This window comes from Micromonospora sp. URMC 105 (assembly GCF_051386295.1).
Taxonomy (GTDB): domain Bacteria; phylum Actinomycetota; class Actinomycetes; order Mycobacteriales; family Micromonosporaceae; genus Micromonospora.
The window spans coordinates 18,709-37,170 of the sequence record NZ_JBPQTL010000013.1; the positions used below are offsets into that span (position 1 = coordinate 18,709).

Annotated in this window: 14 protein-coding genes and 1 pseudogene; 9 read left to right on the forward strand and 6 right to left on the reverse strand. The window is 69.9% G+C overall.

Annotation, left to right across the window (positions count from 1 at the left end):
• Positions 1-84: 84 nt before the first annotated feature.
• The 9 genes and pseudogenes from ACSNN7_RS06975 (at position 85) to ACSNN7_RS07015 (ending at position 12,607) form a co-directional block, all read left to right on the forward strand.
• Positions 85-1,542, forward strand: a complete 1,458-nt coding sequence (locus ACSNN7_RS06975; protein WP_436679821.1) for an SDR family NAD(P)-dependent oxidoreductase — start codon at positions 85-87, stop codon at positions 1,540-1,542.
• A gap of 222 nt (positions 1,543-1,764) precedes the next feature.
• On the forward strand, positions 1,765-1,980 hold the full coding sequence (locus tag ACSNN7_RS06980; RefSeq protein ID WP_436679822.1) for a hypothetical protein: 216 nt from the start codon (positions 1,765-1,767) through the stop codon (positions 1,978-1,980).
• Positions 1,981-2,537: 557 nt separating this feature from the next.
• Complete coding sequence (locus tag ACSNN7_RS06985) at positions 2,538-4,640, forward strand: GDSL-type esterase/lipase family protein (protein ID WP_436679823.1); 2,103 nt, start codon at positions 2,538-2,540, stop codon at positions 4,638-4,640.
• Between the two features lie 310 nt (positions 4,641-4,950).
• On the forward strand, positions 4,951-6,939 hold the full coding sequence (locus ACSNN7_RS06990) for a hypothetical protein (protein ID WP_436679824.1): 1,989 nt from the start codon (positions 4,951-4,953) through the stop codon (positions 6,937-6,939).
• Between the two features lie 117 nt (positions 6,940-7,056).
• Positions 7,057-7,158 (forward strand): annotated as a pseudogene (locus ACSNN7_RS06995) (transposase); the annotation flags it as partial.
• 604 nt (positions 7,159-7,762) lie between these two features.
• Positions 7,763-9,529 (forward strand): RICIN domain-containing protein, encoded by a 1,767-nt coding sequence (locus ACSNN7_RS07000; RefSeq protein ID WP_436679825.1) that lies wholly within the window; start codon positions 7,763-7,765, stop codon positions 9,527-9,529.
• Positions 9,530-9,560: 31 nt separating this feature from the next.
• Complete coding sequence (locus ACSNN7_RS07005; RefSeq protein WP_436679826.1) at positions 9,561-10,847, forward strand: NucA/NucB deoxyribonuclease domain-containing protein; 1,287 nt, start codon at positions 9,561-9,563, stop codon at positions 10,845-10,847.
• Between the two features lie 71 nt (positions 10,848-10,918).
• Entirely contained in the window at positions 10,919-11,446 is a 528-nt protein-coding gene (locus tag ACSNN7_RS07010) for a hypothetical protein (RefSeq protein ID WP_436679827.1), read from the forward strand.
• Positions 11,447-11,743: 297 nt separating this feature from the next.
• A complete protein-coding gene (locus ACSNN7_RS07015) occupies positions 11,744-12,607 on the forward strand; it encodes a hypothetical protein (RefSeq protein WP_436679828.1) in 864 nt (287 codons plus the stop codon).
• A 139-nt stretch (positions 12,608-12,746) separates the two neighbouring features.
• Here the strand turns inward: ACSNN7_RS07015 and ACSNN7_RS07020 are convergent, their stop codons facing one another.
• The 6 genes from ACSNN7_RS07020 to ACSNN7_RS07045 form a co-directional block, all read right to left on the reverse strand.
• Positions 12,747-13,493: a sulfite exporter TauE/SafE family protein gene (locus tag ACSNN7_RS07020; RefSeq protein ID WP_436679829.1), complete on the reverse strand. Its 747-nt coding sequence runs from the start codon at positions 13,491-13,493 to the stop codon at positions 12,747-12,749.
• A gap of 134 nt (positions 13,494-13,627) precedes the next feature.
• Positions 13,628-14,167 (reverse strand): flavin reductase family protein, encoded by a 540-nt coding sequence (locus ACSNN7_RS07025; RefSeq protein ID WP_436679830.1) that lies wholly within the window; start codon positions 14,165-14,167, stop codon positions 13,628-13,630.
• Positions 14,164-15,228 (reverse strand): MupA/Atu3671 family FMN-dependent luciferase-like monooxygenase, encoded by a 1,065-nt coding sequence (locus tag ACSNN7_RS07030; protein ID WP_436679831.1) that lies wholly within the window; start codon positions 15,226-15,228, stop codon positions 14,164-14,166. Before ACSNN7_RS07030 ends, ACSNN7_RS07025 begins: the two co-directional genes overlap by 4 nt.
• Before the next feature lie 11 nt (positions 15,229-15,239).
• Positions 15,240-17,093: an asparagine synthase (glutamine-hydrolyzing) gene (gene asnB / locus ACSNN7_RS07035; protein ID WP_436679832.1), complete on the reverse strand. Its 1,854-nt coding sequence runs from the start codon at positions 17,091-17,093 to the stop codon at positions 15,240-15,242.
• A gap of 25 nt (positions 17,094-17,118) precedes the next feature.
• Positions 17,119-17,367 (reverse strand): acyl carrier protein, encoded by a 249-nt coding sequence (locus ACSNN7_RS07040; protein WP_436679833.1) that lies wholly within the window; start codon positions 17,365-17,367, stop codon positions 17,119-17,121.
• Between the two features lie 51 nt (positions 17,368-17,418).
• Complete coding sequence (locus ACSNN7_RS07045; RefSeq protein WP_436679834.1) at positions 17,419-18,309, reverse strand: alpha/beta hydrolase family protein; 891 nt, start codon at positions 18,307-18,309, stop codon at positions 17,419-17,421.
• Positions 18,310-18,462: the final 153 nt, after the last annotated feature.

Genomic DNA, 18,462 nt, shown 5'->3' on the forward strand with positions numbered 1-18,462 from the left:
GTCGTGCGGTGCGTACAGTTCCGGGTCGGACTTGGGGTGGGCCGGGAAGATCCGGCGCAGGGAACGGGATGAGACAGCGGCGGCATGACGGCGGACAACATTACTGAAAACAGTCACCACGGCATTGATCGCGCCCGCCTGGAGACCTGTCTCAGCGTCTTTGAGGCGTTGGAGGACCTACCTCCCGATCACCCCGACGTGGTGCGGGTGCAACGGGCCACCGCGAAGCTCTACAAGGTGATCAAGCAGCGGCGACGTGAGGAACGGCGCAATGCCATCGTGGCGGCCGACCGCGCGGTGACGGCAGCCACCGCCACGGGCGCCCCTGGCCGGATCGACGACGAGACCCAGGGCATCCCGCTCGCCTCCCCCACCGTCGGTACCACCGCCGGCTTCCTGCACAACCCGCGCGGCTGCTACGTCTGCAAGCAGCGCTACCGCGAGGTGGACGCCTTCTATCACCAGCTCTGCCCGCCCTGCGCCGCGCTCAACCGGGAGCGCCGGGACGCCCGCACCGACCTGACCGGCCGGCGCGCGCTGCTCACCGGCGGCCGGGCGAAGATCGGCATGTACATCGCGCTGCGGCTGCTGCGCGACGGCGCGCACACCACGGTGACCACGCGGTTCCCACACGACGCGGTCCGTCGATTCGCCGCGATGCCCGACAGCGCGGACTGGCTGCACCGCCTGCGGATCGTCGGGATCGACCTGCGCGACCCCGCCCAGGTGATCGCCCTCGCTGACTCGGTCAGCAGCCAGGGACCACTCGACATCCTGATCAACAACGCGGCGCAGACCGTTCGCCGCACTCCCGGGGCGTACGCGCAGCTCGTCGCCGCGGAGGCAGCAGCCCTGCCGGACGGCCCGCTGCCGGAGATGATCACGTTCGCCAAACCGGCCGGCCGGAGCGACCCGGCGGGCAGCCTGACCGCTTCGCCGCAGCCGGCGATCACCCCGCAGGCGCTCACCGCGCTGGCGCTGACCAGCGGCTCCGCCTCGCCGGAACGGGTCGCGGCAGCAACCGCAATCGACGCCGGCGGTCTGGTGCCGGACCTCGACCCCGTCAACAGCTGGGTGCAGCGGGTGCACGAGGTGGACCCGGTCGAACTGCTCGAAGTGCAGCTGTGCAACGTGACCGCGCCGTTCGTGCTGGTCAGCCGGCTGCGACCGGCGATGGCCGCAGCGACCGCCCGCCGCAAGTACGTGGTGAACGTGTCGGCGATGGAGGGCCAGTTCGCCCGCGGCTACAAGGGGCCGGGGCACCCGCACACCAACATGGCCAAGGCCGCGCTGAACATGCTGACCCGCACCAGCGCCCAGGAGATGCTGGCCGACGGCATCCTCATGACCAGCGTCGACACCGGCTGGATCACCGACGAGCGACCCCACCCGACGAAGATGCGGCTGGCGGACGCCGGCTTCCACGCCCCGCTGGACCTGGTCGACGGCGCGGCCCGGGTCTACGACCCGATCGTCCGCGGCGAACAGGGCGAAGACCTGTACGGCTGCTTCCTGAAGGACTACGCGCCCTGCGCCTGGTGATCGGCGGGACCACCCGCAGTCGGCCACCCGGGCTCAGGCCGACATCGTCAGCACCGTCGCCCGTCCACCACAGGTCCGAGCTGCGGCGGCGAGCGCGGTGAGCGCCTCGACGCAGTCATCGTCTCCGCACCCGAGTCCGTCCGGCAGCACATGGGCGTGCGATCACCTCGACAGCCCGGATGTCTCTGGGCAGTTCGGCGGCTTGCGGTGAGGATGGGTGCCGTGACCGTCGTTCATGGCCTTGAAGGGCCGGACCTCACCGGCCTGCGGGACCCGGAGTGGACCGAGCAGCTGGAAGCCGGCGACCTGCACGTCTGGGTGCCCAGCCAGATGCCGGACCGGCGCCTTGCCGTCGTCCTCGGGCACAGCGACGGCGACCAACCCCTCACGCTCGCCGCGCTGGTCGCCGCCGGTCCTCTCCCGGAACTGCCCGCCTGACCGCCGGCTAGTGGTGTGTCGCGAACATGGTGACCCGGTCGACGGCGGCGCAACGCCGAGCCGATCCGGATGTCGTTCGGGGTGTCCGGCGGTGGCCCACCTTGAGCAAGGAGGGCCTGGAGAAGGAGCCCGTCGTCTTCTTCTCCGCGCTGATCCATAGGGGACACGCCCCCTACGACCCGTCTCCAGCGGTGTACCGGCAAGGCGGGGACACCGTGCAACCCTTCTGCATCAACCAGATCCACCGCACACTCCGCCTCTGACATTCACCGCAGACGGATCCCGGAAGGGTATTCGTGGCTGCCTATTGCAGCCGCACGAGGCATCGGCAAGGATGATTCCCGGCACGACGTGACCGGGGGGCGCGCTCGTCGCGTTTGCGTCCCCCACACAGTTTGGGGGAACCGGTGAGGCTCAGGCCGCTCGTCGTTGCGTTACTGCTCACCGTGGCCGGAGGTCTGGTCGGCACGCCGACCGCGACCGCGGCGCCCTCGGCCGAAACGCAGCCAAACGTTCGCACGGCGGGCACGCTAACCCTGATCGCCGGACAGTTCAACATGGCCGGTGGCCATCCACAGCACGGCGTCAAGGGTGATGAGGTAGCCGATGCGCTGGCCCAGGACATCAACCGGCGGGTGCCACAGCTCGGGTTCCTGACCATCAACGAGGGCTGTCTGGACTGGCTGGAACGGATCGAAGCGCAACTGCCGGACACGTACACGGTGCGCTTCGACCCGATCCGAAACGGCAGCGGCCAGGTGGCGAACTGCAAGCACGAATCGCCGTTCGGCAACGCCATCATTTACAACACGGGCGTCCTGGTCAACCCGCAGCCCGTGGCGCATGACCTGGGCGCGCTGGAAGGCGCGGAGAAGCGGGAGATGCTGTGCCTGCGATCCGTCGCCAGGATGCTGGTGGTCTGCACCGCGCACCTCGTCGCCTCGGGTGAGAACGTCGAGCAGCGTCGGCGGGAGGCGGCAGAGGTCAAGCGGGTGCTGGCGACCGACTACTCCAGCTACACCGTGCTGCTCGGTGGCGACCTCAACGACGACCCGATCTCGCAGGCGACCAGCAACCTCTACCACAGTGGCTACGGAGGCGTACCGACCCAGGAGGCGCACGGCGCGTTCAAGGAGGCGTTCAGCCCCTGTCGCAACGAGATCAAAGTCTATTATCTCGGATCCGGCGGAGAGCAGAACTGGTGCCGAGGCGGCCCGAACACCCACGGCATCAACAAGTACGACTACCTGTTCGTGCCGCCGGCGGCGACGGTCCACTCAGCGACCGTGGTGTCGTCGCCGCACTCGGACCACAAGCAGATGTGGGCCGAGCTGACGATACCGTCCAGCATCGGGCCGCTCGTCGACTCGATCATGGTGGTCGGTGACTCGATCAGCCAGGGTCTCGAGGGCGACTACACCTGGCGCTACCGGCTCGCCCAACACTTGAAGTCAGCCGGTCGCGACGTGACCTTCGTCGGCCCCTACCGCGGCACCACCCGGCTGCCGAGGAGCCAGCCGGCCAACTACCCCGAGGAGTCGGCGCCACCGTACTTCAACGGGGTCTACCGCGACGGGCTCACCTTCGACAGCGACCACTTCGCCCAGTGGGGACGCCAGGCACACCAGGCCAAGAACGACATCTACTCGCGGGTGAGTCAGTACCAGCCGACCTACCTGCTGGTCGAGCTCGGATTCAACGACCTGGGCTGGGGCGTGTCCAACCCGGACGGGCTGATCGCCGACATGCGTACCCTGATCACCAACGCCCGGGCCGCCAAGTCCGACATCCGCATCCTGGTCGCCAACGTGCCCCAACGCACACCACTGGACGTGCAACCGGACCTGGGTACCAAGATCAGCGCGTACAACGCCAAGCTGGGGCCCGCGTTGCAGGCGCTGAACACGACGGCGTCACCGGTACGGCTGGTGGACTTCGCCACCGGCTACAACCCGTACACCGACGCCTATGACGGCCTGCACCCGAACCCACAGGGCGAACACAAGATCGCCAAGGCGTTCGCCAACGTCCTGTGGAACCAGTTCCAGGTCGGCGCCACCTACAGCACCCCGTCCGGGACCATCGCGCCCCTGGTGCCCGCCGCGCCCGGCTGGATGCGGGCCAAGCTCACCGCCGCCGGGATCGACCTGGAGTGGCAGCACTCGTTCGGCGCCGGCGGCTACTGGTTCTATCAGCGCGACGCCACTGCCGGCGAGGCGTTCAAGGCGCTGCCGTTGCAGATTCCGGCCGACTCGTGGGGCGCCAGGTGGGTGATACCCGGCCACACCTACGAGTTCTACGTCGTGGCCACTCGCGGCGACGGGCAGGTCAGCGGGCCGTCGCCGATCGCTTCCGCCACCGTCGCCAACCAGCAGACTGCGGCCGGTCCGCCGAACATCGTCGCGACGCCCGGGCCGGGCTACATAGACGTACGCTGGGACGCCGCGACCGGGCCGTACAGCGAGACCGTGCACACGTACGTCGTCTACTACCTGGACAACTCGGTGCCGGGCGCCATCGTGTCGACGAAGTCCACCACCGGCCGCTCGATCCGGTTGTCCGGCCTGGTCAGCGGCCACTCGTACACCGTGGCCGTGTGCTCGGTCAACGCGGCCGGGGAAGGACTGCCCGCAGGCGGTCAGTCCGTCACCGTCGGCTAGTGCCTCGTCTTTGCACGTTGATCGTGTAATCCGTCGGTTGTGAGGACTCATCCGGCAGGTTGCTGGGGTCCGGGCTGCCAGCGCTTCGGGCGCCACGTGGGCGGAGAAGATCGTGACCGGGCGACCGTTTCTCGCGGCCTGGGGACCACCCGAACAGGTTCGACGCAGAGGCTCCGACGCTCGCTCCGCACAGACAGCATGGCGCACGACCATCGTGGTGCACACGAAGGCCGGCCGCTGGCATTGACGGGTGTCTCTATCGGGTGTCTCATGGCGGATACCCACCGGTAACCCCGCCCCGGAGGTTCCCATGCGCTCCCGCCCCCCGCGTCGCCTCTCTCGACTGCTGCCACTGGTGCTACTGCTCGCCGCCGGGACCGTCGCAGCCCCACCCGCCCACGCGGCCGGACCCGCCGCCTGTGACCCGGCCGGCTGCCTGCTGCCCTTCCCCAGCGACGTGCACACCGTCGCCGACCCGAGCACCGACACCGGCATCCGGCTCAACCTCGACCGAGCCGACATGCCGGCAAACGTCCTCGGCACCCGGATCAACCCCTGGGAATGGAACCGCAGCGACGGCTTCTCCCCCGGATCCGCGCTGCTCGTGCACGTCCCCGGGCTCGACGCCGCGTCGACCGGCCTCGCCCCGGCCACCGACATCGGCCGCTCCCTCGCCGCCGACGCCCCGATCGTGCTGATCAACACCCGGACCGGGGCGCGACAGCCTTACTGGGCCGAGCTGGACGCCGGCGCCGCTGACCGGCCCGACCGGCAGGCACTGATCATCCGGCCCGCCCGCAACCTCGACGAGAACACCCGGTACGTCGTCGGGCTGCGCCGGCTCCGCACCGCCACCGGCGCCCCGGTCGCCGCGTCGGAGACCTTCACGGTCCTGCGCGCCCCCACTCCCCCAGCCGACGCGGCACTGCACCGCCGCTGGCAGTACACGCAACGTGCTCTCGGCTCCCTCGCCGCGGCCGGCGTCGACACCGCCGAACTCCACCTCGCCTGGGACTTCACCGTAGCCAGCCGGCGTGGGCTGACCGGCCGCATCACCCACATGCGCGACGAGGCGTTCCGCCGGCTGAGCATCTTCGCTCCGGCGGTCACCATCGACGCCGTCACCGACCGGTCCGCCGAGACCGACCCGTACATCCGGCGGCAGGTCGCGGGGACCGTGGTGGTGCCCAGCTACCTCAACAACTCGCTCGGACCGCCCGGCTCCTGGCTGAACACCGGCGACGACGGGCTGCCCGAGCAGGAGGGCGTGAACACCCAGCTGGCGAAGTTCCACTGCAACATCCCCCGCTCGGCGAGCGCCGGCACCCCCGCCCGGCCGGCCCTCTACGGTCACGGCCTGCTCGGGTCCCCGCTCGAGATCGATCAGAGCCGGCTGCGGCAGTACGCCAACGAGTCGAACACCATGCTGTGCGCCACCGCCTGGATCGGCATGGCCACCGAGGACGTTCCCAACGTCATCTACTCCCTTGGGGACTTCTCGCAGTTCCCGTCGATCCCGGACCGCACCCAGCAGGGATTCCTCAACTTCCTCTTCCTCGGCCGGGCGCTCACCCACACCTGGGGCGGGCTCAGCACCCGCTCGGCGTTCCGCGACGGCGGCGCTCTGTTCCGCGCCGGGTCCGGCCAGCTCGTCTACCTCGGCAACAGCCAGGGAGGCATCCTCGGCGGTGCCCTCTGCGCCGTGGCCACCGACCTGACCCGCTGCTCGCTGGGCGTACCCGGGGCCAACTACTCCACCCTGCTGAACCGCAGCGTGGACTTCGACCAGTTCCTGCCGGTCTTCGGCACCGCGTATCCCGACCCGCTGGATCGTCAGCTCATCCTCGGGCTGGCACAACTGGTCTGGGACCGCGGAGAGGCGAACGGCTACCTCAACCACCTGACCCGTGACCCGCTGCCCAACACGCCGGCGAAGCGGGTGATCCTCATCGAGGCGTTCGGCGACCACCAGGTGGCCAACGTGGCGACCGAGGTGATGGCGCGCAGCATCGGCGCGGGGCTGCGTACCCCGGCACTGGCCCCCGGACGCAGCGCGGACGCCGCACCGTTCTGGGGCATCCCGGCCGTGCCCACCCTGCCCTACGCCGGCAGCGCGCTGGTGGTGGTGGACAGCGGTTCGCCGGCGCCACCGGCCGGCAACGTCCCGCCCCGAGCCGGCCTCGACCCGCACGGTCATCCGGCCAACTCGCCGCAGATCCGGGCGATGATCGCCCGGTTCCTCGCCACCGGCGAGCTCGTCGACACCTGCGCTGGGCAGCCCTGCACGGCAACCCCGTAGACGGCCGGGCGGCTGCCACGGCGGGTGTCGGCGGTTCGAGCAGGCGTCCGGTCGCGGTGATCGCGGCCAGGACGCGCGCTGGGCGCCGACACCCGCCGTGTCGTCGATCTGGCCGAGTTCATCCCGTTCCTCGACTACGACCTGGAGATCCGCAGCGTCATCTGCTCCACCAACGCGATCGAGTCGCTCAACGCCCGCTACCGCCGGACAGTCAAGGCCCCGCGGCCGCACGTTCGGAGACGTCCGGTTCACCCAGCGCGCCGGCGGCGGCGACCGGTGGCGGGCGGGGTGGTGGTGCGGTGGCTCGATGCGTCGTAATGAGGTTCGGGTTGGCAAGTCGGCTGGGTGCGGTGCCGCTCGTACTGCTCCAGCGTCCAGCCGGGTAGCCGCCGACCTTGCTCCCCGGGGCGACCGCCAGGTCGTCGCGTTGGCCACGTACGAGTGGTGCCCATGCGGGCACCAACATGAGAAATGTCTCACCGGCCGGAGTCCGTCAAATCATGAACGGCCACTCATTAGGAGCTTTGACAGATGCGTCGGAAAGATGAACAGCGCCGGGTAGAGGGTCGAAAGCGATGGATGTAGCTTCCCTGCGATCAACGCTTCGGCGCTGGCGGAGGTACCGATCGTCAGCGCGGAGCGCCACGCTCGGGGAGGCGACGCAGGCGTGCACAGAACAACGACGATCCGGCGATTCCGCTGGTTGGCTGCTGGCGTGGCCCTGGTCGCGGTTGCGGCTTTGGGTCCCGCTTCGACGGCTACCGCGAGCCCCCGTCCAGGCTCGGGTCCGGTCCCCAGCCAGCCCGCCCCCACCCGCGAATCGGTGGCGATCAGTAGTGGGTTCGGTGAGGCCGGCATGGTGTGGCACGTGGGCGGCAACGGCACGGCGGACGGGTCGCCGGTGACCATCACCGAGTACCAGGTGGGGCTGGCCGGCGCGGCGGTGGCCCGGCAGCGTTGGGTGTTCGACCCGGTCGCCGGTAAGACGTTCGTGTTCTCGATCCGGAACCCGGTGACGGGGAAATGTCTTGCCCGGGCCAACGACACGGCCACCTCGATCCTGGTAATCGCCACCTGCGCCGCGAACTCGGCCCGGCAGCAGTGGTCGGTGCCGCGCGGGGCCACCGACGCCGGCAACTACGACGGGTTCCGGGTAGTCAGCGTGACCGGCGGTCGGTGCGTCGAGACCGGTGAGGGGGAGATGGACCCGCAGCTGGCGGCGGCGGCCATGCCGCCGCTGCAGCTCGGCCCGTGTGGCGGCTCCTTTCACACCTGGCAGCGCTGGCAGATGCGCACCGGCCTCGACGGGTGCACCGTGCGCACCCGCGAGTGGCAGGTGCTCGGCCGGATGTGCGTCGCGGCGGGTGAGAACCTGCAGGGCTTCATGTCCGCTTGGCGCAACGAGAGCCTGACCGTCGGCTACCAGAAGCCGGAGGAGCGGCTGCTGAGCAACACCGCCCGCGCGTACCTGGGCATCCAGCCGATCGACGCGCAGGGCGGCAACAGCCGCGGCGGCAGCGTGGAGTTCGGCTGGCAGGCCGACGGCCCAGCCCGCTACGACGGCAGCACCGCCTACAGCGCCTACTGGCTGGAGAACGGCAACGGCCGGGAGGAGTACCACGCCGTGCCGGGCACCTGGGACGGCGGCGTCGACAACGGCTCCCGCACCGCCAACCGGCAGATGCATACCTACCTGCTGCTGGGCACCGGCAACGCCGGCCAGTGGGACGTGCTCTACGACTACAACCCGGTCGGCACCACCAAACTGCAGCAGGGCGGTCGGATGCGCACCGGCGAGGTCGGCATGTACATCCGTAACCTCAACCTCACCCAGCTCGCCCAGCCGCTGGATTACCGCACCCAACTGCTCACCGCCGGAGGCCAGTGGCGCCGGCCGACCGTCGCCGAGACCGCGACCGGTGTGCAGAAGACGTGCGGCGGACCGCCGGTCTACGAGGACTTCAGCGACGGTCAGGGCAACAACCAGCCGCCGTACTGCCTCGCTCTGGCACGTACGACGAAGCGTGACGCGCCGCAGCACGTCGAGGCGTTCCACGTCACCAAGCCGGCCGTCGCCGCCGCGACCACGCCGGCGACCGCGCCGACAACGGCGGCCCCGCCCGCCGTCCACAACGGGGTGGACCAGCAGAGGCTGGCCGCGTGCCTGCGGACGGACGCCTCCCGCTGTCTCACCCAGGTGCCGGGCCTGCACGCGTGCGTAGCGGCCCGCAAGGTATGCAACCTCACCGGCCGCGCCGCCGCCACCGCGCGTGCCGCCGGCCAGCCGGGCATGACGCTCGACCAGGCCCGGACCGCCGCCACGCGAACCGTCAACGCCGCCGGAGCTCGGGGCGCGCGTTCCGCCGCGGTCCCGGTCGTCGCGGCCGACACGGTCGCCGCCCGGGACACCGGAGTACGGCTCCCCGTCGACGTGCGCGCCGACGAAGCCGTGCACGTCGTCACCGGCGACGGCACGGTCCGCAGCCTCGGCGCCGACCCGTCCCGCACCTACCGCGGCTGGCGGCTGGTCTACCAGGCCAGCACCGGCGTGCTGCTGCACGGCTGCCTGGGCGCCGGCTGCACCGGCTGATACGAGGACGACACCGATGAGGAGAATGCAGATGCGTATCACCGCACGGCGCGCCCTGGCCCCGTTGGCGACGGCGCTCGCGCTGGTTGTCACCGCCCTACCGGGCGTCGCCGCCGCCGACGGCCCCTCGTCGTCCTGGACGGTGACCAGCGCTCCGCCCGCGCTCGACCCGGCCGACGCGCTGCGCCCCGCGCCGAGCACGCCGCTGCCGTCGGCCGCACCGACGCGCGCCACCCTGGCCACCCCGGAGGACGACCTGAAGCGGGAGTGCCAGAGCCGACCGGAGGCAGTGACCAGGTACGGGTGGGCGAAGGACCGCTTCCTGCGCTGCTGGCGGGGCAACCGCAAGGTGGAACTGAGGAAGAACGACAGCCCGATCCCCGGCGGTGGCACCAAGCTCGCCGAGGTCGACTTCGATTACACCCTGCTCGCGGTGGCGCACAACGGGAGCAGGCAAGTCGACTTCACCTTCACCTTCGACACGTTCGAGCCGAAGGGCGGCCAGGAACGCAACATCTCCGACCTGCGCGTGGAGATCACCGGCTGCACCAGCCAGATCGTCTGCGCCCCCAACCCCAGCGCCTCGTCGCGGACCATCACGGAGTGGGAACTGGCGACCGACCGGCGTTTCGGCGCCACATGGACCACCCCGGACAGCACCGGCGACGGCCCGTTGAAGACCATCTCCGCAGCCGTCGGCCTGAACATGTCGATCGTCACCACCGGCCGCCCGGACGTGCGGCCGTGGTCGGAGACCGGCATGGCCGGCGGCGCCACCGTCCGCTTCGACTCGGCCGGCGCGAAGGCGGGCAAGCACCACGGCACGGTCTTCTCCGACGTGATCCCCACCTTCAACCTCCGGGCGCTCGCCGCGCGCGACGGGCGCAGCGGTGAGGTCATGTACACCGCCCGCCACATCGAGGACGCGCTGCTGCGCCCGATCCGCACCTTTCCGTCGTTCCCGCTGAAGAGCCCGCCCGGCCGATACCGCGCGGATGGGGGCTTGGACCAGCGGCCCCTGCACCGGCTGTTCGACGACGCGACTACGGACAAGAACCGGAACGCTGCGGGCAAGGTGTGCAACGACGTCTGGGGCGACCGGGCTCGCGACCCCAACCTGGACTGCGACGAGTACCCCTTCGCCAGCACCCAGGAGGGCGCCTGGTCGGCGACGAACCAGGGGACTCAGCCGTGGCACGGCTCGGCCCGGTTGATTCCCTCCGCTGACAACCAAACGGCCGGCCGCACCTATCTGAGTATCGCCTTCTATCAGGCCAACCGCCTGCTCGACTGGGACGCCTTCTATGTCGAGCCCTGACGCCACCGGCAGCCAGGGAGTGGCGCCACACTGGTGACGGCGTCACCTCGTCGGCAAGGAGGACACCTCGAATGGCGCGCACGCTGGCTCGGCACGCCGGGATCGTTCATCCGGACTACCGGATGTTCGAGATCCGTGATCGGGAGTGGGACCCGACCATCGACGCTCGGGAGGCGATCGAGCAGTCCCACCGGCAGGTCGCCGGCAGTTCGGGACGGGTCATCGTCGTGACTACCGCCGACTGGCTGGCCCCATGTCATCTGACGATCGAGGTGCACGACGAACAGCCGCCTCCGCCCGGCGAGGGCTGGCACGGCCCGGTGGTGCTGCCGCTGCACACCCGTGCAGGCGTCGTCCGGGTCGACCAGGGGACCCTGGGTGACGCCGCGGGCCTCGAAGAGATCGACCTGGCTGCCGGCCCCGGCGAGTACACCTTCGCCGTGCACCATCGAGGCCGAGAAGAGGCGCGCCGACGTGCCGACGAGATCCGGGAGGCGGCCGAGGACACCGATGACGACGACGAGACCATCGCCGCGGTCAAGGCCCTCGCCGGCATCGAGCGCTATCTCATGCAGGTGTGGCCGATGCGCCACCGGTGAACGCGGTCCAGGCTTCCGCCTTCGTGGAGGCCTGGACCGGGCCATCGGGATCCGTCGCGTCGCACGAGAGGCACGGCGCCGTGCGCGGAAGACATCCGGGGCCCACGCCTCGGGGACCGCGAGCGCCCAGCCCTCGCTGGCACAGGGCGTCACCCTCGTCCACACCCGGCCCGTGACGGTCTGCACCACCGAGCCGAAAAGCTTTTCATCAGGACCCGCGGAGTAGGGACGAGCGGCGACATGACATCAGGCGGGCAGCAGTCAGCAGCGCATCACGGTGCCAATCGGATTGCGGTCGTGCGACCGCTGCTTCTTGCCGCTGCGATGACCCTCGCCGCGGTGCACGCGCTCGGCATCCTGGTCGGTGACCCGCTCCTGCGCTACGCAGAGGTCCTCGCCCTGTTGCTGCTCCTGGCGTACAGCCTGCCCGTCGCGCTGTCGGCACCCCAATGGGCACTGCCGGCCGCGCTCACCGTACTCGTCGTGGACGCCGTGCGCACCGTTCCGACCGTCTCCACCGGTATCCACGGATGGCTGGCCTCCGGTCACGCCGAGCCCGACATGCAGGTGAGCTTCGTGATCGGCCTCAGTCTGACATGGGGGCCGCTGCTCTTCGTCCTTGTCCTGCTCCTCGCCGCCTGGCGCGGCGGACCGCGGCGGCACGTCCTCGCCGTAGCAGCGTTCCCGGCCGCGCTCGTCACCGGGTATGCGGCCGTGCGACTGGGTGACGTGTTCTTCGGCACCCGCGACGCGCAGCGCGCCGCCGCGGGTGCCGGCTACGACGCGGTCGAGACCGTGAGCACCGCGGGCCTGGCGACCCTCACGCCTCTTGCACTTGCGGTGGCAGCAATCGGTCTGGCCGCACTGCTTGCCCGCCAGGGTCGGCGACTCGCCGCCGCAGGTGCCGCGCTACTCGCGCTCGCCGCCCTGCCACACCTCGACGTCGCTCTCGACGCCGTCCCCACGCCGGTGCACGTCGGCCGCACCGCCCTGTTCGCCTGGGACGCCATCACCCCGTCATTCTCCCTGCCAGCCCCCGTCCCGGCTCTGACCGCGGTCCTGGAACTGACGGCATACGTCCTGCTGGTGATCGGGACGACGCGCAGCCAGGCCGCCCCGTCCAGCTCAGACACCACCCCCTCACCATCCCGATCCGGCTGACCGCCGCCCACCGCGGAACCACCGCCTCCGCCCACGACCGTCGGATGCCGAGGTTCATCTATCCTCTTGCGGCCAGCAGTTGCAGGCGCGCGGCCGACCGATCGCCCTCCTCGGACATGCGTCGGGGTGATGGGATCCTTCACTGCAGAACAACCAGGTGGGCAATGGCGAATGCCCCGACCAGGAGAATCGCCGCCCGTAGCACAGCGGGGGCAAGCAGACGACCGAAGCGGGAGCCGAGCAACCCTCCGATGGTGGAGCCCACGGCGATCACCAGAGCGACGCCCCAGTTCACCGTCGTGACGGCGACGAAGACGATGGCCGCCGCCAGGTTGACGATCAGGGCGATGGCGTTCTTCACGGCGTTGAGCCGCTGGATGCTCTCAGCGACGAAGGCACCGAGAATTCCCATCAGGATCACGCCCTGGGCAGCGCCGAAGTATCCTCCGTAGATCCCGGTCCCGAACACTGCGATCCAAAGCCAAGGCCCGCTGCTCGCATGCCCGGTGACAACGCGTCGGGCCAGTATGGGCTGCAGCACGACGAGCGCGCACGCCACGGCGATGAGGCCGGGCACCACCAGCCGGAAGACCGCTGCCGGCAGGGCCAGCAGCAGCAGGCTGCCAATGATTGCGCCGCTCGCGGCCGCCCCCGCCAGCCGCAGCAACAGCCCAGTCTGACCCGCCAGTTCTCGACGGTAGCCGTACACGGCACCCGCCATGCCAGGCACCAGGCCGACGTTGTTGGAGACCGTGGCGAGGATCGGCGGGTAACCGAGTGCGATCAAGGTCGGAAAGGTGATCAGGGATCCTGATCCCACCAACGCATTGATTGCACCGGCCCCCATCGCCGCGACGAACAAGGTGGCGCCATCCGTCAGGTTCACGTGTGTCGCACCGGCCCCGCCCGATCTCTGAACATCCGGTGTCCCCCTTGCCGGCGGCGCGTCACCGCGGTGGTCACGTCGTCGTCGGACGGAGCCGGAGGCTCGACTCCTTCATCGCCGGGCGCATCGCGTACTCACCGCCAACCAAGGTCTGGTTCCGGGCCGAGGATACTTCGGCTGAACAGTAGTGCCGGCTTGTCGGACAGCACACCGAACGCCTGCACGGCGCCCAGAAGGATGGTGTGGTCTCCCGCCGAGTAGTTCGCCTTGCGCACGCAGTCGAAGTACGCCACCCCCTCCGTGAGCACGGGCGATCCGGTCCGTTGCGCCGGCCGGCTCGGCACGGAGCCGAACGCGGCTCCGTCCCTGGCTCGGGACCCGTCGGCGAACTGCTGTGCCACCTCCTCCTGATTGGCACTCAGCACCGTGACGGCGAACCCGTCCCCGTCCAGGACCTGCCGTGCTGTTCGCGATTTGTTCCCAAGGACCACCAGGACGAGCAGCGGGTCGAGTGAGGCGGTCGCGAAGGCGTTGACGGTCATCCCCTGCGGCTCTCCGTTCCGGACGCACGTCAACACCGTCACCCCGGTGGGGAACCTGCCGGCGGCACGCCGGAAGTCTTCCGGCAGGTGCCCCGGCGGCGGCGACCGGTCCACGTTCGGCAGGGGATTCACCGAGGATCCCTGGCGGCCGCCGTACGCAGGGTGTCGAGGAGATCGAGTGCCGCGAGCACCTCGTTCTGGTCGACGCCGAAGTCGATGAGGCAGGCGATCTCGTCGACATCGGCGGCCCTGACGCGCTCCACCGTGGCGACGGCCTTCTCGACCGTGCCCAACAGGCCGCCTTCCTGGTAATAGCGTTCGAAGGAACGCTCGACCATCGCCTCGAAATGCCGTGGACTGAGTGAGTCGGGGTCGATCTGCCGCCCCTTCCCGCCGGCGCTCATCGTGAGTCCCGCGAAACCACGGAGGTACGTGCAGAGCGGTTCGCGCACCGCCTCCTTGGCCACGGCTTCGCTCTCGTGCAGATAGGTGTGCAGCATGAGCACCACGTGCCCACGATCGCCGTCAGCCGCGCCACTGAGCGCGTACTCCTCCCGATAGACGGCAATCTTCTCGGCCAGCTGCTCCAGGTCCTGCCCGATGAGGTGGGTCAACACCCCGGCCCGCGCGCGGCCTGCCTCCCGGAAGGTCTCCAGCCCGCCGGAGCTGGTGATCCACACCGGGAGTTCGGTCTGCACGGGGCGTGGATAGGACCGGACATGCTGTTTGTCGCCGGCCCCGTCCACGAACGGCAGCTCGGCGCCGCGCCAGAGTTCGCGGACCTGCTCGACGGTGGACATCAGTTTGCCCTTGCGGTCGGCGAAATTCTCGGGGAACAGGGCGAAGTCCCGCGGGTGCCATCCGGAGGCGAAGGACACGCCCACCCGGCCGCCGGACAGGTTGTCGACGACCGCCCACTCCTCCGCGATCCGGACGGGGTGGTGAAGGGGCGCGACCACGCTTCCCGCCCGGATCCCGACGCGACTCGTGACGGCCGCCACGGCCGCTCCCAGGACAGCGGGGTTCGGGTAGTTTCCACCGAACGCGTGGAAGTGCCGCTCCGGCGTCCAGACCGCGCTGAAGCCCCGCTGATCGGCGAATCTGGCCCCGTCGAGCAGGAGCTTGTACTGGTCCGGAGAGCCCGAATCGTCGGGGCTCTCCTCATTGGCGAAGTAGAAGAGACTGAAATCCATGGCCGTCTCCGTCAGATGTCCAGGGTCACGTCGTACTCGGTCAGCCATCGGTTCATCCAGAGCGCCATCTCCAGCCCACCCCGGCTGTACGGCAGACTCGCCGCCGGCAGGGAGCGGTCCAGCATCTGCTGGACTCGCTTCATGTTGAGCAGTGGCCGGATCGGCGCATCGGCGTCCGCCAGGATCTCGACCAGCTCCGCGCGCAACGCCGCCTCGTACTGCGGATCCTGCGTCGCCGGGTAGGGCGTCTTCTTGCGCTCGAGGATGGAGGCCGGTAGCAGGTCTCCGGCGGCGGCCCTCAGCAGGCTCTTCTCCTTGCCGTCGAACGTCTTCATCGCCCACGGCGTGTTGAACACGTACTCGACCAACCGGTGATCGCAGAAGGGCACCCGCACTTCCAGACCGACCGCCATGCTCATCCGGTCCTTCCGGTCCAGCAGGGTCTGGACGAAGCGGGTGAGCGCCAGGTAGCCGACCTTGCGCAGTCGTCGATCCTCAGCGCTCTCCCCGGGCAGCACAGGAACCTCCGCGAGCGCCTCCGCGTACCGGTCCGCTCGATATCCGGGAATGTCCAGCTTCTCGAGCAGGCCCTGATCGAGCAGGGACGTTCCGCCGAAGTAGCGGGCGGACCCGGAGGTGAGCCAGGGGAAGGTCGGTGCGTCGACGGCTTCGGGCCGGTGGAACCAGAGATAGCCACCGAACAGTTCGTCGGCGGACTCCCCGGAGAGCGCGACCGTGGACTGCTGTCGTACCGCGCGGAAGAGCAGGTAGAGCGAGGGCCACATGTCCCCCCAGAACGCAGGGGGCACATCGGTGGCGCGGAGCACGGCCGCGCGAACCGCCGGGTCCGTCAGCTCCCGGCTGTCGAGCAGGATTTCGCGGTGCCGGGTGCCGACGTGCCGGGCAAGATCGCGGACGAACGGGGCGTCGGCGGCGCCCCGTACCGCGTCGGGTTGAAAGCGATCGGCGGCACCGGTGAAGTCCACCGAGAAGGAGTTCACCTGCCCCCGGCCCTCGCGGCCGAGAACCTGAGCGGCGATAGCCGTGATCGCCGACGAGTCCAGGCCGCCGGAGAGCAGCGTGCAGACCGGCACATCCGAGATCAGTTGACGAGCGACGATGTCCTCGAGAAGCTCCCGCACCGTCGCGATGGTCGTCGACCGGTCGTCGGTGTGCTCAGCCGCGGTCAACTGCCAGTACCGGCTGCGCCCGAGGCCCGAGCGCGTGATGCGTACCAGCTCGCCGGGAACGACCTCGTGCATGCCGCGGAAGATGGCCCGCCCGGGCGTCTTGACCATGTCCAGCGCCTCGCAGAGGCCTTCGCGATCCACGCCCCTGGACACCTGCGGGTTGGCCAGGATCGCCTTCGGCTCGGAGCCGAACAGCACGCCGTTCGCCGTCGGGAAGTAATAGAGGGGTTTGACGCCCATCCGGTCCCGGACCAGCAGCAACTCTTGAAGGGCGGCGTCCCAGATGCCGATGGCGAACATGCCGTTGAGGTGGCTGGCGAAGTTCGCCCCCCACTGCAGGTACGCACGGAGGACCACCTCGGTGTCACTCGCCGTGCGGAACCTGTGACCGTGGCCGACGAGTTCGGTACGCAGCTCCCGATAGTTGTAGACCTCGCCACAGAACGTCAGAGCGGCCATCGCCTCGCTACCCTCGCCGTCGGCGAGCATCGGCTGGCGTCCGCCCTCGAGGTCGATGATGGCCAGCCGCCGATGCCCGAAGGCGACCGGTCCCGACTGCCAGATGCCCTCGGCATCCGGGCCCCGGCAGGCCAGCGTGTCGGTCATCTGTCGCAGCAGGTCGCCTTCCCGCCTGAGGTCTCGCGTGAAGTCGAGCCAACCAACAATTCCGCACATGGCGTTCCCCCTCCTGCGCCGGGCCTCAGGACAGCCGCGCGTTGACCAGGTCGATGAGCTCGCGCGGCGTCTTCGCGTCAGACGTCACCGACTCCGGAAGCTCGGTCTGGTAGGTGCGCTCAATCTTGGAGATGGCGTTGAGCAGCGTCAGCGAGTCGCAGCCGAGGGCGTCGAAGGGCGAGTCGAGGACCTCCGGCCCGGCCTCGATCGGGTCGTCGTAGCCGTTGCTCTCGTTCAGGAACTCGATCAGAGCGTCGAGGGTGAGCGTGTTCATCGTCAGGATTTCCTTACTTGTCGAGGTGGTGGGGATCCCGCGCGAAGTCCGTCAGTCGGTCCCGGTCATCGCGACGATCGCGTCGACCAGAACCCGGCAAAAGTCAGGATCGAAGGGGCCGTAGGTGCGTAGTCCGTCGGCGTTCCGCGCAGACATGAGGTGCCCGAGGCCGGGATGCACGGTCAGCTCCGAGCGGAGCCCGTGAGCCCGTGCCGCCGAGTGCAGCAGCCATGCGTGACGTGGCGGCGTCGTCCAGTCTTCGGCGCCGACGTGGATCGTCAGCGCTCCCGCCAGGCGGGCGAGCCGATGATGCGGGGCGGGCTGGGCGTACCAGTCCTGCCAGAACGAGGCCGGGGCGGCCTCGTCCCCGGAGGTCTGCGCCCGGCGCTCCCATTCGTCGTACTCCAGGATGATCTCGGCGCGGAGCTGCTCCAGATCCACCGTTTCACCGAAGCGTTCGACGAGGTCGAAGTCGTCCCACCAACCGCTGCGCCCGGCGACGTCTCGGCTGGCCGCCACCAGGTCCACCGATGCGCCGGGTCCGACGTATCCGGCCGAGACCAGCCACTCCAGGCGCCGGTCGGCGCCCATCCACCGTTGAAAGAACGGCCTTGTGTCGGCGCTGGGAGCCACGAGCGCCAGCCGGCTCACGCCGCCGAGGCGTTCCGCCGCCGCGAGAGCCACCTCGGTGCCCATCGAGACCCCGAGGAGACAGACCCGAGAGGAGTCGACGTACGGGTGGGAGGCCGCCTGCTCGGCGACACGCACGGCGTCGTCGACCATGGCGCCGAAGGTGAATCGCGGCGAGCCGGGTCCCCCGTCGCGGGGCCGGGTCAGGAATATCGAGTCGAACGTCGCAGCCGCAAGTCCGGCTGCGGTGCAGGCGTCCCGGAGATCGGCGAAGAGTTGTACCGGACCGTTGCCGGTCGCCGCGGCGTCCATGGACCCGTCCCGGTCCCACACCCCGAACGGGTGCAGCATGACCACGGCCGGAACCTGCTGGTCCGGCCCGGCGTCGCCGGGGAGTGCAAGGGTTCCGGGTGGACCGCCGCCGTCGAGAGCGAGCTGCCCGGCCCGGGCCGGCGTGTCGTTACC

Excerpts from the sequence above, each read along its gene's own strand:
- ACSNN7_RS06990 (WP_436679824.1), top strand. The coding sequence starts at position 4,951 with ATGCGCTCCCGCCCCCCGCGTCGCCTCTCTCGACTGCTGCCACTGGTG.
- ACSNN7_RS06985 (WP_436679823.1), top strand. The coding sequence starts at position 2,538 with ATGGCCGGTGGCCATCCACAGCACGGCGTCAAGGGTGATGAGGTAGCC.
- ACSNN7_RS06975 (WP_436679821.1), top strand. The coding sequence starts at position 85 with ATGACGGCGGACAACATTACTGAAAACAGTCACCACGGCATTGATCGC.
- ACSNN7_RS07030 (WP_436679831.1), bottom strand. The coding sequence starts at position 15,228 with ATGGATTTCAGTCTCTTCTACTTCGCCAATGAGGAGAGCCCCGACGAT.
- ACSNN7_RS07005 (WP_436679826.1), top strand. The coding sequence starts at position 9,561 with ATGCGTATCACCGCACGGCGCGCCCTGGCCCCGTTGGCGACGGCGCTC.
- ACSNN7_RS07010 (WP_436679827.1), top strand. The coding sequence starts at position 10,919 with ATGGCGCGCACGCTGGCTCGGCACGCCGGGATCGTTCATCCGGACTAC.
- asnB (WP_436679832.1), bottom strand. The coding sequence starts at position 17,093 with ATGTGCGGAATTGTTGGTTGGCTCGACTTCACGCGAGACCTCAGGCGG.
- ACSNN7_RS07045 (WP_436679834.1), bottom strand. The coding sequence starts at position 18,309 with ATGGACGCCGCGGCGACCGGCAACGGTCCGGTACAACTCTTCGCCGAT.
- ACSNN7_RS07040 (WP_436679833.1), bottom strand. The coding sequence starts at position 17,367 with ATGAACACGCTCACCCTCGACGCTCTGATCGAGTTCCTGAACGAGAGC.